Origin of the sequence: Pseudomonas sp. Z5-35 (assembly GCF_051131945.1) — a bacterium.
Classification (GTDB): Bacteria; Pseudomonadota; Gammaproteobacteria; order Pseudomonadales; family Pseudomonadaceae; genus Aquipseudomonas; species Aquipseudomonas marvdashtae.
This window is the reverse complement of the sequence record NZ_CP071640.1, coordinates 4,593,580-4,607,115: the sequence shown is the minus strand read 5'-3', so window position 1 is coordinate 4,607,115 and position 13,536 is coordinate 4,593,580. Positions and strand designations below refer to the sequence as shown.

The window sequence follows — 13,536 nt, the reverse complement described above, 5'->3', positions numbered from 1 at the left end:
TGAAGGCTGAGGGTATACCTGGATGAGTATAGGAAAATGGCAGGGGCGGCTGGATTCGAACCAACGCATGGCAGGATCAAAACCTGCTGCCTTACCGCTTGGCGACGCCCCTGTATCTGTTGCTGCGAGTGCCCAGCACTCGATTCCTTTTAGAGCAGGCTTTGCAGCTTGCGATGCAACATCGAAACGTTGCTTCCTTTTGCTACAAACCCCGTAAGGGTCTCTGTCAGAAGGGCCGAGACTTTATCAGCTTCAGCTTTGCTTGGGAAGCCCCCAAACACACAACTTCCAGTTCCGGTGAGTTTTGCTTCGGTAAATTTACCTAACAAATTCAATGCGTTACGAACATCTGGATAACGCCTTGCTACCACCGGTAAGCAGTCATTTCGACTGTTTCCCTTGGGAACGGGGCGCACTTTAATGGGCGGAGAGTTACGTGTCAACAGCGGATCTGAAAAAATTTCTGCTGTACTTACAGATACTTGCGGCACCAGCACTAAGTACCAAGGTTCTTCGGGTTCTACCGGAGTGAGTTTTTCCCCGACGCCCTCGGCAAAAGCCGCGTGGCCATGGACGAAAACCGGCACGTCGGCCCCCAGCGTCAGGCCCAGGGCTGCCAGGCGATCCATGTCCCAGCCCAGCTGCCACAAGTGGTTGAGCCCCAGCAGCGTGGTGGCCGCGTTCGAGCTGCCGCCACCGATGCCGCCGCCCATGGGCAGGATTTTTTCAATCCAGATGTCGACACCCAGCGAGGAGCCGGACTGCTCCTGGAGTTTTCTCGCAGCCTTGACGATCAGGTTGCTGTCATGGGGCACACCGTCGAGTTCGGTGTGCAAGTGGATCACGCCGTCATCGCGCACGGCATAGGTGATCTCGTCGCCGTAGTCCAGGAACTGAAAAATCGTCTGCAACTCGTGATAGCCGTCCGGGCGGCGGCCGAGAATGTGCAGCATGAGGTTGAGCTTTGCCGGGGACGGCAGCGTCAGGCGTGTTGCACTCATGTCACTGCCCCAGCTTGCGCGGCTGCCATTGCTTGATGACCAGCGTGACGTCGAGGTTGCTGCCGTGCAGCTTGATGCGCTCGGGCAACCAATAGCCGTTCTGCTGGGCATAGCTGAGGTACTCGATCTGCCAGTCATCCTGTTCCAGGTTGGACAGCCGGCTGTCGGCGTCGAGGGTCAGGCGACTTTTGCTGTCCGGTGCGGGAAGCCCGCGAACCCACCAGGTCAGGTGCGAAACCGGCAGTTTCCAGCCCAGCTGTTCCTCCAGCAGCGCTTCCGGGCTGGGCGCCTCGTAGCGGCCCTGGTTGGCGACTTCCAGCGAAACCTGGCCGGGCCGGCCGGTCAAGCGTGCCGCGCCACGACCCAGCGGGCCGGAGAGGCGAATGTCGTAGTAATCCTGGCGCTGCAGCCAGAACAAAGTGCCGCTGCCCGAGTCTTTTGGCGCGCGGATGCCGATCTTGCCGTCGATCTGCCAGCCGTCGAGGCCGCTCAGTTGTTCTTTGTGTACGCGCCACTGGGCCTGGTTGCCTTGGCCCTGGACGGATTCACGGGCGCCGAAGCCCGCGCAACCGGCGAGCAGGGCGATGAAGCTGAAAACAATGAAATGGCGCAAGAACATAATCTTAAAGAGTCTCTGATCCGGTCAGGCGTTTGATGGTGCTGCGCAAGATCTGGCTGTCGGGCTGTTCCTTGAGGAATCTGCTCCAGATCTGCCGGGCTTCGCGTTGTTTGCCGTTGGCCCACAGGACTTCACCCAGGTGAGCGGCGACTTCCTGGTCGGGGAAGCGCTCCAGGGCCTGGCGCAACAGACGCTCGGCTTCGTCGAGATTGCCCAGGCGGTAATTCACCCAGCCGAGGCTATCGAGCACAGCCGGGTCTTCCGGATTGATCTGGTGGGCCTGTTCGATCAATACCTTGGCTTCGGCGTAGCGGGTGGTGCGATCCGACAACGTGTAGCCGAGCGCGTTGAGGGCCATGGCGTTGTCGGGGTCCCGCTGGATGATCAGGCGCAAATCCTTTTCCATCTGGCCCAGGTCATTGCGTTTTTCCGCCAGCATGGCACGGGTGTACAGCAGGTTCAGATCGTCCGGGTATTGCTTCAAGGCCTGCTGCAGCACGCTCCAGGCTTTGTCGCCCTGGTTGTTGGCCGCCAGGGTCTCGGCCTCGATCAGGTAAAGCTGGATGCCATAGTCTGGCTGCGTGTCGCGCTGGACGGCCAGGCGACTCTGGGCTTCGGCCGTCTTGCCATTGCCTATCAGGATGTCGGCCTGGCGCAATTGTGCAGGCAAATAGTCGTTGCCTGGGCCGACCAGCGCATACTCGATCAGTGCGCTCTCCGGATCGTTGCGTTCTTCGGCGATGCGACCCAGGTTCAAATGGGCCGAATCGACATGGCTTTCCCGGGCGATCAGGTCTTCCAGATAGCCCTTGGCTTCTTCCCAGGCCTTGGCTTCCAGGCAGACCAGCGCCAGGGAATAGCGCAGGTCGTCATCTTCGGGGTACTGCTGCACCAGGCTGGAAAACTCGACCTTGGCATCGTCCATGCGGTTGTTTTCCACCAGCATGCGCGCGTAGGTGAGGCGCAGGCGCTTGTCATTCGGGTATTTCTTGATGCTCTTTTCCAGCAGCGGGAGGGCTTCGTCGCCACGGTTCAGGCCTTGCAGAAGGCGCGCGCGCAGCAGGATAGGGGCCACTTCGCCTGCTTCCGGCGGATTGTCTTCCAGCAGGGTGAGGGCGCCCTGGGTGTCGCCGTCCTGTTGCAGCAGCAGCGCTTTGCCGAAAATCAGCTGGCCGTTGTTCGGATGGCGCTGCAGCAAGCGATCGAAACTCTTCATGAGGCCGTTGCGGGTCTCCTGGTCGGTATCGGCCGCAGACAACGCAAGGAAGTCGAAATGGGTGTCACCCTTGCCCAGCAAGACTTTTTCCATATACATCATGGAATCGTCATAACGCCCGGCACGCGCCAGTTGCACGGCGGCGGCGCGTTGCGCTTCGAGATCGTCCGGGGCGTTCTTGGCCCAGATCAGCGCGGTATCCAGCGCCGGCTGGTCGGCGCCCAGGTATTCGGCAATGCGAAAGGCCCGCTCGGAGATGCCCGGATCCTGGGTGTTGATCGCCTGGGTGACGTAGTTGTCCAGCGCAATATCGAATCGATTGCGTTGGCCTGCCAGCTCGGCGCTCAACAGGCTGAAGATGGTTTCTTCGCTGAACGAGCCGTAGACCTTTGGCTTTTCGGGGGCCGGGGTGCTGCCTTCGACCGGTGGCGTACCCTCCGTCGATACGGGGGCCATGGACTGGCAGCCGCTGAGGAAGGCAAAAGCGAGGAGCAACGCAAAAGATCTATTCATATAGGAAGAGGACGACTTACCTGCGGTCGGATCATCATGACACAAGCCATCGGTCAAACATAACCGAGTCTCGGCGGATGCTTTATAGGCACAGGTAATTGTGACAATAGCCGGTGGTGGTTGTTCTGAATCTGGCGAAGTAGGACAATTGCCGGCTTCACGTCACCATCAGCGACCTTGAATGGCCTTCCTTGCACTTGGTATCAACCACAAGACTGCTTCAGTAGACGTCCGCGAGCGCGTGGCCTTTACGCCTGAGCAACTGGTGGAGGCCCTGCAGCAACTCTGCCGACTCACCGACAGTCGCGAAGCTGCGATCCTTTCCACCTGCAATCGCAGCGAGCTTTATATAGAGCAGGATCACGTTTCGGCCGAGTCAGTGTTGCGCTGGCTGGCTGAATACCATGATTTGAGCCTCGAAGAGCTGCGTGCCAGTGCTTATGTGCACGAAGACGATGCGGCCGTTCGTCACATGATGCGTGTCGCCTCCGGGCTCGATTCGTTGGTGCTGGGCGAGCCGCAGATTCTCGGCCAGATGAAGTCGGCCTACGCCGTGGCCCGCGAGGCCGGAACCGTCGGTCCGCTGCTGGGGCGACTGTTCCAGGCCACCTTCAACGCCGCCAAGCAAGTACGCACCGACACCGCTATCGGCGAAAACCCGGTGTCTGTGGCGTTTGCCGCCGTCAGCCTGGCGAAACAGATTTTCAGTGACTTGCAACGCAGCCAGGCGCTGCTGATTGGCGCCGGCGAGACCATCACCCTGGTCGCCCGCCATCTGCACGAGCTGGGCGTGAAGCGCATCGTTGTCGCCAACCGTACCTTGGAGCGCGCCAGTACCTTGGCCGAGCAGTTCGGTGCACACGCCGTGCTGCTGTCGGATATTCCGGCTGAGCTGGTGCACAGCGACATCGTCATCAGTTCCACCGCCAGCCAATTGCCGATCCTGGGCAAGGGCGCGGTGGAAAGCGCCTTGAAGCTGCGCAAGCACAAGCCGATCTTCATGGTCGACATTGCGGTTCCCCGTGACATCGAGCCCGAAGTTGGCGAACTGGACGACGTTTATCTCTACAGCGTCGACGATTTGCATGAAGTCGTCGCCGAAAACCTGAAGAGCCGGCAAGGCGCGGCGCAGGCGGCGGAGGAAATGATCACCGTCGGCGCCGACGATTTCATGGTGCGCCTGCGCGAACTGGCGGCGGTGGACGTGCTCAAGGCGTATCGTCAGCAAGGCGAACGCCTGCGCGACGAAGAATTGCAAAAAGCCCAGCGCCTGCTCGCCAATGGCGGCAGCGCCGAAGAAGTGCTGGTGCAACTGGCGCGCGGCCTGACCAACAAATTGCTCCACGCCCCCAGTGTCCAGCTCAAGAAGCTGACCGCCGAAGGCCGCCTCGATGCGCTGGCCATGGCCCAGGAACTTTTCGCTCTCGGTGAAGCTTCACCGGATAGCTTTTCGGATAAAAAAACGCAATGAAAGCGTCACTGCTCAATAAGCTGGACATTCTCCAGGACCGTTTCGAGGAACTGACCGCCTTGCTGGGCGATGGCGAAGTCATTTCCGACCAGAACAAATTCCGCACCTATTCCAAGGAGTACGCGGAGGTCGAGCCGATTGTCGCGACCTATAAACAGTTGTTGAAGGTGCAAGGCGACCTTGAGGGCGCCCAGGCGCTGCTCAAGGACAGCGACCCGGACATGCGTGAAATGGCGGTCGAGGAAGTGCGCGAAGCCAAGGACCGGTTGGTCGAGCTGGAAAGCGACCTGCAACGCATGCTGCTTCCCAAGGATCCGAACGACGGGCGTAACGTGTTTCTCGAGATCCGCGCCGGTACCGGCGGCGACGAGGCGGCGATTTTTTCCGGCGACCTGTTTCGCATGTATTCGCGCTACGCCGAACGCCGTGGCTGGCGGGTGGAAATCCTCTCGGAGAACGAAGGCGAACATGGCGGCTATAAAGAAGTTATCGCCCGGGTCGAAGGCGACAACGTCTACGGCAAGCTGAAGTTCGAGTCCGGCGCCCACCGCGTGCAACGTGTGCCGGCCACCGAATCCCAGGGCCGCATCCATACGTCGGCCTGCACCGTGGCGGTATTGCCCGAGCCGGACGAACAGGAAGCCATCGAGATCAACCCGGCGGACCTGCGCGTCGATACTTACCGTTCTTCCGGGGCGGGCGGCCAGCACGTCAACAAGACCGATTCGGCGATCCGCATCACCCACTTACCCTCGGGCATCGTGGTCGAGTGCCAGGAAGAACGTTCCCAGCACAAGAACCGCGCACGAGCCATGGCCTGGTTGTCGGCCAAGCTCAACGATCAGCAGACCAGCGCCGCCGCCAACGCCATCGCCAGCGAGCGCAAGCTGCTGGTGGGCTCGGGCGACCGCTCCGAGCGGATCCGCACTTACAACTTTGCCCAGGGCCGGGTCACTGACCACCGCGTCAACCTGACCCTGTACTCCCTCGACGAAATTCTTGCCGGTGGTGTCGACGCCGTCATCGAGCCTCTGCTCGCTGAATACCAGGCCGACCAACTGGCCGCGATTGGCGAGTAAGCACAGGTGAATAAATGACCATCATCGCCAGTTTGCTACGCGCCGCCGAATTACCGGACTCGCCCACGTCACGCCTGGACGCCGAGTTGCTGCTGGCCGCTGCGCTGGGCAAGTCCCGCAGCTTCCTGCACACCTGGCCCGAGCGAATCGTGCCGAGCGAGGCGGCGCTGCTGTTTTCCGAATACTTGCGCCGCCGTCGTTCCGGCGAGCCGGTGGCCTACATCCTCGGGCAACAGGGCTTCTGGAAGCTCGACCTGGAAGTGGCGCCCCATACGCTGATCCCGCGTCCCGACACTGAACTGCTGGTGGAAACCGCGTTGGCCTTGTTGCCTGCGACACCAGCCCGGGTCCTGGACCTGGGCACCGGCAGCGGCGCGATTGCCCTGGCACTGGCCAGCGAGCGCCCGACCTGGCAGGTCACGGCGGTTGATCGCGTGCTGGAAGCCGTGGCCCTGGCCGAACGCAATCGCCAGCGCCTGGGCCTGCGCAATGTCACGGTACTGAGCAGTCACTGGTTCAGTGCACTGGACGGCGAACGTTTCGAACTGATCATCAGCAATCCGCCGTACATCGCCGCCAGCGATCCGCACCTGGCCAAAGGCGACGTGCGTTTCGAGCCGGCCAGTGCGCTGGTGGCGGGGCCGGACGGCCTTGACGACTTGCGCTCAATCATTGCCCAGGCCCCCCAGCATCTCGTAGCGGATGGCTGGTTGATGCTCGAGCACGGTTACGATCAAGCCGACGCGGTGCGTGGGCTGCTGCAGGACCAGGGATTTGTCGAAGTCCATAGCCGCAAGGACCTGGGCAATCACGAGCGCATCAGCCTGGGACGCCTGCCGTGCTGAATGATCAAGAGCTGCTGCGCTACAGTCGCCAGATCCTGTTGCAGCACATCGACATCGACGGGCAACTGCGCCTCAAGCAGGGCCGCGTACTGATCATCGGCCTGGGTGGCCTGGGCGCGCCGGTCGCGTTGTACCTGGCCGCCGCAGGCGTCGGCGAGTTGCACCTGGCGGATTTCGACACGGTCGACCTGACCAATCTCCAACGGCAGATCATCCATGACACCGATAGCGTCGGCCTGACCAAGGTCGATTCGGCGCTGCGACGCCTGACGGCCATCAATCCTGAGGTTCGACTGGTTCCGCATCCGGCGGCAATGGATGAAGATTCCCTGGAAAGTGCAGTGTCGGCAGTGGATGTGGTGCTGGACTGTTCTGACAATTTCTCCACCCGCGAAGCGGTGAACGCAGCCTGTGTCGCCGCAGGCAAGCCACTGGTCAGCGGCGCGGCGATTCGTCTGGAGGGGCAGCTGTCGGTATTCGACCCGCGTCGTCCCGAAAGTCCTTGTTATCACTGCCTCTATGGGCACGGCAGCGAAGCCGAACTGACCTGCAGCGAAGCCGGTGTGCTTGGCCCGCTGGTGGGGCTGGTGGGCAGCCTGCAGGCGCTCGAAGCCTTGAAACTGTTGGCGGGGTTCGGCGAGCCGCTGGTGGGGCGCTTGCTGCTGATCGATGCGCTGGGCACGCGCTTCCGGGAATTGCGAGTCAAGCGCGATCCGGGTTGCAGTGTCTGCGGTAGCCGACATGAGTGAAGCGCCGGTCGGTGTGTTCGATTCGGGCGTCGGCGGGCTGTCGGTGCTGGGAGAAATCCGTCGGCTGCTGCCCAATGAGTCCCTGCTGTACGTTGCCGACTGCGGGCATATTCCCTACGGGGAAAAAAGCCCGGAATTTATCCGACAGCGATGCACGATCATTGCCGATTTTCTTCGGCGTGAGGGGGCCAAGGCGCTTGTAGTGGCGTGCAACACCGCAACCGTCGCCGGGGTGGCTGAGCTGCGGCGCGATTATCCCAACTGGCCCATCGTCGGCATGGAGCCGGCGGTCAAGCCGGCTGCCGCCGCCACGCGAAGCGGCATCGTCGGTGTGCTGGCGACGACAGGCACCTTGCAGAGCGCCAAATTCGCCGCGCTACTGGACCGGTTCGCCTCGGACGTGCGCGTGATCACGCAGCCCTGCCCGGGGCTGGTGGAACTGATCGAGGCGGGCGACTTGCACAGTCCGGCCTTGCACCAACTGCTGCTAGGCTACGTCACGCCGCTGTTGGCGGCCGGCTGCGACACATTGATCCTGGGCTGTACGCACTATCCCTTTCTCAAGCCGCTGCTCAGACAGATGGTTCCCGAGTCTGTCATTCTGATCGATACCGGCGCCGCAGTGGCTCGTCAACTTCAGCGGCTCTTGGCTGAACGAGCGCTATCGGCAGACGGGCCCGCCAGCGAAACCCAGTTCTGGACCAGCGCTGATCCGATACATTTAAGAAAAATCCTACCGATGCTATGGAATTCGTCTGACATTGTGCGAAGCTTCGGTCTGTAAAGAAATCGTGAAAATTGTGTAAATCGTGCTGAACTTCTGGTTTATCGCGGATTTCTATAGCTGTGTCTGTTTGTAAGAAAAAACTAACTAAGTCTGTCGGAAAAGGATGTTTCTAATGAAGCGCTTATTCTGCTTTGCCGCGATTGCGGCTGCATTGCTGGGGCACACTTACACTGCACAGGCAGCGGGCGTGGAGTTTGGAGTTGGCCAGACCGGCGACTCGACCATGACCTATCGCCTGGGCATGCAGTTCGACTGGGACAAAAGCTGGCTGCAGAGCGATGTCGGTCGCCTGACGGGGTATTGGAGCGGGGCCTACACTTACTGGGAGGGTGATGAGACCTCCAGCAATCACAGTTTGTCGTTCTCGCCTGTCCTTGTGTATGAGTTCGCTGGCCAGAACGTCAAACCCTACATCGAGGCGGGTGTGGGTGTTGCGTTGTTTGAAAACACCGAGGTGGAATCCAACAAACTCGGCACGGCGTTCCAGTTCGAGGACCGAATCGGTTTTGGCCTGCGCTTCAACGGTGGACATGAAGTTGGCATCCGCGCCACTCACTACTCCAACGCCGGCATCAAGTCGACCAATGACGGTGTGGAAAGCTACGCGCTGCACTACACGATGCCGCTGTAACACTCGAAATAGTGGGAGCGAGCAGTCTCGCTCCCACTATGGACACCTAGCGATACGCCGTCGCAATCCCCAAGCGCTCTTCGATGCATTCCGGCGCACCCATTTCGAACTCCCGGCAGATCAGCGGGCGCTTTTCGTAGATCGTGCACATCATGCTGTCGCGATCCAGAGCCGCGCACCAGCCATCGTCAAGCCTCAGCATGACTTCCCCACCCCAATCGTCGGTATCGATAAAACGCTCCGGAACGCCAGTATCGGTGATCAGCAGCACTTCAAGCTGGCAGCAGCAGGCTGCGCATGTCGAACAGGTAACGACCGGCGCGGGAAGCTCAACAAGGGGAATGGTTTTCATGGTGCGCAGTGTAAGGCAACCGGACGGCTCAAGGTTGGCCCTTGATCGGGGACCCGTTTCTCGCCCTGCCTGAAGCGGTGCCTGTCTGGCCTGCCTCGGTCGATGAAGGCAGTGGCCAGAGATTCGTCATGGCGGCGGCTGGGAAGGCCAGTTCTTGAGGATGGTCGCCCAGTCGCGTCAATATGTGGTTCGCTGCTGTTTCGGCTGACCAATGAACCGGGGCGACGAAACAATCATCGAGATTTGGCGACGGGATGTCGAAGGCGGGGTGCACCAATGTCACATCGATACCGTCACCCGCCAGGTCGGCGCGAGCCGTCTCGAACAGATAGCGTATCCCGTTGCCACCGGCCTCGATGTGCGACGGAGGTAAATGAGTGAGCGGGCTGGTAATGCCCACCAGATGGGGCGTTGTTCCGGCGCGCAGCAACGGCAAGGCCGCGTCGATGCACAGGCTGGTCGCCAACACGTTGCTGCGCACGATGTGTTCGATAACCGTGTGGTCAACCAACTGTTCAGCAACATATTCAGCGGTACCGGCATTGATGATGACGGTGTCCAACGCGCCCCACTGCTGGGTAATCTGCTGGCAGACTTCCCGGACAGTCTGGCTGTCGGTCAGATTGCCGGGCACCGCCAGCACCTGTCCTGGATAACGCTGGGAAAGGGCTTGGTAGGATTGGAGCGCACTGATGGCCAACCTGGCGCCGGTTTCAAGCAGCGCCTCGGCCAGCGATTCGCCCAAGCCGTTTCCTGCACCGGTCAGCCAATACCTCCGCCCCATTTTCTTCCCCCATTCCAATTGCGACAGCGCTCTAGCACGCCGCCTGCATGGTAAAGACCCTGATACTAATAGGACTATATCGGGCCATCGTGGATTTGCACCCAATCTTCAGCAATTTCATGTTCGGTAAGCGCCCATTCGTTCGGTTTCATCCTTGCTGACGTGGCGCAAGTCGCTTGAAGGCCTCCAATGCTCGTGCCCGAGACTGAGGCAGTTTGACGATCGGCGCCGGGTAATCCGTTACCCCAAACAATTCTTGCTGGGCATTGGGATTGTGGACCCGCTGCGTATCCAGATCGTTCAATTGCGGTAACCAGCGTCTGATGAATAATCCTTCTCGATCGAATTTTTCCGATTGGCTCAACGGATTGAAGATGCGAAACCAAGGCGCCGAGTCCGTCCCGGTGGAGGCGCTCCACTGCCATCCGCCATTGTTGGCGGCCAGGTCGCCATCGATCAGGTGTTGCATGAAAAAACGCTCGCCCTCGCGCCAGTCGATCAGCAAGTTCTTGGTCAGGAACATGGCAACTACCATTCGCAGACGGTTATGCATCCAGCCGGTTTCGAGCAGCTGGCGCATGGCCGCATCAATGATCGGCAGGCCGGTGCGCGCCTGTTGCCAAGCCGCCAGTTCATCGGGGGCGTTGCGCCAGGCCAGCGCTTCGGTCTCCGGGCGGAAGGCGCGGTGTCGTGAGACGCGTGGATATCCCACCAATACGTGTTTATAGAATTCGCGCCAGAGCAATTCGTTGATCCATGTCACCGCCCCGGCGCTACCGCTTTCGAACTCGCCCTGATTGGCTCGCAGCGCGGCGTGCAGGCATTGGCGGGGGGAAATGACTCCAGCCACCAGATAAGCCGAAAGCTGGCTCGTGCCTGGCCTGGCCGGGAAATCCCGCTCACTTTGGTAATAGTCCAGATGCTGTTCGGCAAAAGTGTCAAGACGCCGGCGGGCTTCAGCTTCACCGGCGGGCCAGAGCGCGCGCAGTGCTTCGCTGGGCGGGGCGAACCCTTCGACCCGGGTCGGCACCGGGTCACTGGCAATCGGGACGGGCGCCTGCGTCGTGGGTGCAGGGACGAGACCAGGCACAGAGAAATGCAGGCGGCTGTAACAGACCTTGCGGAACTGGCTGAACACCTGGAAGTAGCTGCCAGACTTGGTCAGAACGCTGCCGGGCTTGAACAGCAGTTGGTCGAGATGGCTATGAAACTCAACGCCTTGATCATTCAGTGCCCGAGCCACTTCGGCATCGCGTCGGGTTTCGTTCAGGCCATACTCTTCGTTGACGTGCACGGCGCTGATGTTCAACTCCTGACACAGGGTGGCCAGTACCTGCGGCGCGTGGTTCCAATGCGACGCATGACGGATCAGCAGCGGTATGTTCAACAGGCCCAGGGCCGTGTTCAACGATGCGAGGTTGCGCAGCCAGAAGTCGATTTTGCACGGCGCGTCATCGTGGGCACGCCATTGCCCGGGGCTGGGCAAATACACCGCGACACATGAGCCGCGGGCCGCAGCAGCTGCCAGGGCGGTATTGTCGTGCAGGCGCAAATCGCTGCGCAGCCAGATCAGTTGCATTGGCTTGCTCATTGGAGAAGTGCTCTGCGGCTCAGTTCGCGGTGAGCTGCGAGCGGGTCTTCGGCCCAACTGACGTTCATCATCGAGACGCCTGTGGATAACTTTGCGTGATGGATCGATACCGCCGGGCCGGCAATGACGATTGGGCAGTCTATGGCGCTCAGCAGCTTGGGCAGTTGGGAAAGGTTCATGGCGTTGCTGGAATACAACAGCACGGCGCGAGGCTTCATACGCTCGGCGGCCAAGGCCAACTCGCCCGCAGGCAGAGGCCCATCGAATATTTCCACCGGACAATCGGCACTGCTGGCGAGCCAGGCGATGAGCCACAAGTGAGGCTCCTGCGATTGCGAGTGATTGACCAGCAGCAACGGCGCCCCATGCAGCTGGCGGTTGTTGTGGTAGATCCGGCTGCCGAATTTGCTGCGCAACCAGGTATAAAAGAATACCTGCTCCATTTGCGCGCCGAACTGGCCCTGCCAACGCATTTGCAATTCGACCAGCAAAGGCAACAGCAGCTGCTCGCATACGGTCCACGGCGGGTACAGGGCCATGGCCTGGTTGACCAGGTCATCGATCTGGCGCTCGGCCAGTTGGCTTACCGCCAACACAAGCGCATGGCGCTGGCGCTGCCAATCGTCTTCCAAGGGTTCGCCGGGCGGCTGTGGTGTGTCGAGCAACGGCTTGATCTTACTCACCGCCACGCCACGATTGATCCAGGTGAGGATGCTCTGGATGCGTTGCACGTGCTCGGGGCTGAACAACCGGTGGCCCTTGGGCGTGCGGTGCGGCACGACCAAGCCATAACGGCGCTCCCACGCCCGCAGCGTGACGGCGTTGACGCCGGTTTGCCGGGCGACTTCCCGTATGGGAAGCCAGCCCTGCGCCAGCGCCTTGGCAAAGTCGGCGCCGAGGTCTTCGCTGGCGCTGGAGTCGGGTTTGCTGTTCATCAAATGGCGTTTCGCAAGCTGAGGTTTTCCGGGTGGGGTTGAAGGTAGACCTGCTGCGCGAGATAGGCGTCGGGATGTCGGCGCAAGTGGTGCTTGAGTAAGGTCAGCGGTACCACCAATGGCACGATGCCGAGCCGATACTGACCAATGAGCTCTTGGACCTCCTGCTTGTCCTGCGCATTGATGACGCGCTTGAGGTAGCCGCTCAGGTGCTGAAGGACATTGGCATGGGTGCGACGGGTGGCGCATTTCTTCAGGGCCGCCATCAGTGCGCTGAAATAACGTGGGCCCAACTCGTTGGGGTCGGTCTTGCCCATGTTGCCCAACAGGTAGCCAAGGGCCTTGTACTGAACCGGGTTGTGCGCCATCAGCAAGTATTTGTAGCGCGAGTGGAATTGCGTCAGGTCGCGTCGGGTGAGGCCGCGTTGGCGAAGTGATTGCCAGGCGGCATAGGCGAATACCCGCGTCAGGAAGTTTTCCCTCAGGACCGGATCGTTGAGGCGGCCGTCTTCCTCCACCGGCAGGTCAGGATGGCGCTCGCAAAAGGCCTGGGCATAAATACCGCGCCCGCCACCGTCCTGGGGAGCGCCGTTGTGACCATAGACCTTGACCCGTTCCAGCCCGCAAGAAGGGGATTTCTGCATGAAGATATAACCGCATACATCGTCCAGCTCGCCGGCCATTTGCTGTCCGTACTCGGCCAACGGCCGCGTCACGTCGAGGTCGCGATTCACTGTTCCCAGAGCGTTGGGGTGTTCAGGGTCGCCCACCAGCCGGATCGGCTCGCGAGGGATGCCCAGGCCAATGGCAACTTCAGGGCACACCGGGACGAAATCGAAGTATTCGATGAGCGTGCGGCTGCACAACAGCGATTGCTTGTGCCCGCCATTGAAGCGAACTTCTGCCCCCATCAAGCAGGCGCTGACGGCGATTCTGGGTTTGGCGATCGTTTCGCTGGGCATG

The 13,536-nt window shown here is 60.7% G+C and carries 14 protein-coding genes and 1 tRNA gene; 6 read left to right on the top strand and 9 right to left on the bottom strand.

Features of this window, described 5'->3' with window-relative positions; all coding sequences use genetic code 11:
• Positions 1 to 37 precede the first annotated feature (37 nt).
• The 4 genes from J3P95_RS21160 to J3P95_RS21145 all read right to left on the bottom strand — a co-directional run bounded on the left by J3P95_RS21160 (position 38) and on the right by J3P95_RS21145 (position 3,349).
• Positions 38 to 112: transfer RNA gene (locus J3P95_RS21160), tRNA-Gln, on the bottom strand.
• 37 nt (positions 113 to 149) lie between these two features.
• Positions 150 to 1,001 (bottom strand): 4-(cytidine 5'-diphospho)-2-C-methyl-D-erythritol kinase, encoded by an 852-nt coding sequence (gene ispE, locus J3P95_RS21155; RefSeq protein WP_434579792.1) that lies wholly within the window; start codon positions 999 to 1,001, stop codon positions 150 to 152.
• A 1-nt stretch (position 1,002) separates the two neighbouring features.
• On the bottom strand, positions 1,003 to 1,620 hold the full coding sequence (lolB, locus tag J3P95_RS21150) for a lipoprotein insertase outer membrane protein LolB (protein WP_434558626.1): 618 nt from the start codon (positions 1,618 to 1,620) through the stop codon (positions 1,003 to 1,005).
• A gap of 4 nt (positions 1,621 to 1,624) precedes the next feature.
• Positions 1,625 to 3,349: a tetratricopeptide repeat protein gene (locus J3P95_RS21145; RefSeq protein WP_434579794.1), complete on the bottom strand. Its 1,725-nt coding sequence runs from the start codon at positions 3,347 to 3,349 to the stop codon at positions 1,625 to 1,627.
• Between the two features lie 181 nt (positions 3,350 to 3,530).
• Between J3P95_RS21145 and hemA the strand changes: the two genes are divergently transcribed.
• The 6 genes from hemA to J3P95_RS21115 all read left to right on the top strand — a co-directional run bounded on the left by hemA (position 3,531) and on the right by J3P95_RS21115 (position 8,911).
• The gene (hemA, locus tag J3P95_RS21140; protein WP_186634526.1) at positions 3,531 to 4,820 is read left to right on the top strand and encodes a glutamyl-tRNA reductase; all 1,290 of its coding nucleotides are present in this window, start codon (positions 3,531 to 3,533) and stop codon (positions 4,818 to 4,820) included.
• A complete protein-coding gene (prfA, locus tag J3P95_RS21135) occupies positions 4,817 to 5,899 on the top strand; it encodes a peptide chain release factor 1 (RefSeq protein WP_186612423.1) in 1,083 nt (360 codons plus the stop codon). The genes hemA and prfA overlap by 4 nt, the downstream gene beginning before the upstream one ends.
• A gap of 14 nt (positions 5,900 to 5,913) precedes the next feature.
• A complete protein-coding gene (gene prmC, locus J3P95_RS21130) occupies positions 5,914 to 6,744 on the top strand; it encodes a peptide chain release factor N(5)-glutamine methyltransferase (protein ID WP_434579797.1) in 831 nt (276 codons plus the stop codon).
• On the top strand, positions 6,738 to 7,493 hold the full coding sequence (locus tag J3P95_RS21125) for a molybdopterin-synthase adenylyltransferase MoeB (RefSeq protein WP_434558622.1): 756 nt from the start codon (positions 6,738 to 6,740) through the stop codon (positions 7,491 to 7,493). The genes prmC and J3P95_RS21125 overlap by 7 nt, the downstream gene beginning before the upstream one ends.
• A complete protein-coding gene (gene murI, locus J3P95_RS21120; RefSeq protein ID WP_434558621.1) occupies positions 7,486 to 8,277 on the top strand; it encodes a glutamate racemase in 792 nt (263 codons plus the stop codon). Before J3P95_RS21125 ends, murI begins: the two co-directional genes overlap by 8 nt.
• A 115-nt stretch (positions 8,278 to 8,392) precedes the next feature.
• Positions 8,393 to 8,911, top strand: coding sequence for an acyloxyacyl hydrolase (locus J3P95_RS21115; RefSeq protein WP_434558620.1), 519 nt, complete (start codon positions 8,393 to 8,395; stop codon positions 8,909 to 8,911).
• 46 nt (positions 8,912 to 8,957) lie between these two features.
• Here J3P95_RS21115 and J3P95_RS21110 read toward each other — a convergent pair whose 3' ends face one another.
• The 5 genes from J3P95_RS21110 to J3P95_RS21090 form a co-directional block, all read right to left on the bottom strand.
• Positions 8,958 to 9,263, bottom strand: coding sequence for a YkgJ family cysteine cluster protein (locus J3P95_RS21110; RefSeq protein WP_186634544.1), 306 nt, complete (start codon positions 9,261 to 9,263; stop codon positions 8,958 to 8,960).
• A gap of 28 nt (positions 9,264 to 9,291) precedes the next feature.
• Positions 9,292 to 10,047 carry an SDR family NAD(P)-dependent oxidoreductase gene (locus J3P95_RS21105; protein ID WP_434558619.1) on the bottom strand — a complete coding sequence of 252 codons (756 nt, stop codon included), beginning with the start codon at positions 10,045 to 10,047 and terminating at the stop codon, positions 9,292 to 9,294.
• Positions 10,048 to 10,195: 148 nt separating this feature from the next.
• Positions 10,196 to 11,626, bottom strand: coding sequence for a deoxyribodipyrimidine photo-lyase (phrB, locus tag J3P95_RS21100; protein WP_434579801.1), 1,431 nt, complete (start codon positions 11,624 to 11,626; stop codon positions 10,196 to 10,198).
• Positions 11,627 to 11,634: 8 nt separating this feature from the next.
• The gene (locus J3P95_RS21095; protein WP_434579803.1) at positions 11,635 to 12,573 is read right to left on the bottom strand and encodes a MerR family transcriptional regulator; all 939 of its coding nucleotides are present in this window, start codon (positions 12,571 to 12,573) and stop codon (positions 11,635 to 11,637) included.
• Entirely contained in the window at positions 12,573 to 13,535 is a 963-nt protein-coding gene (locus J3P95_RS21090) for a YbgA family protein (protein ID WP_434558616.1), read from the bottom strand. The genes J3P95_RS21095 and J3P95_RS21090 overlap by 1 nt, the downstream gene beginning before the upstream one ends.
• Position 13,536 lies beyond the last annotated feature (1 nt).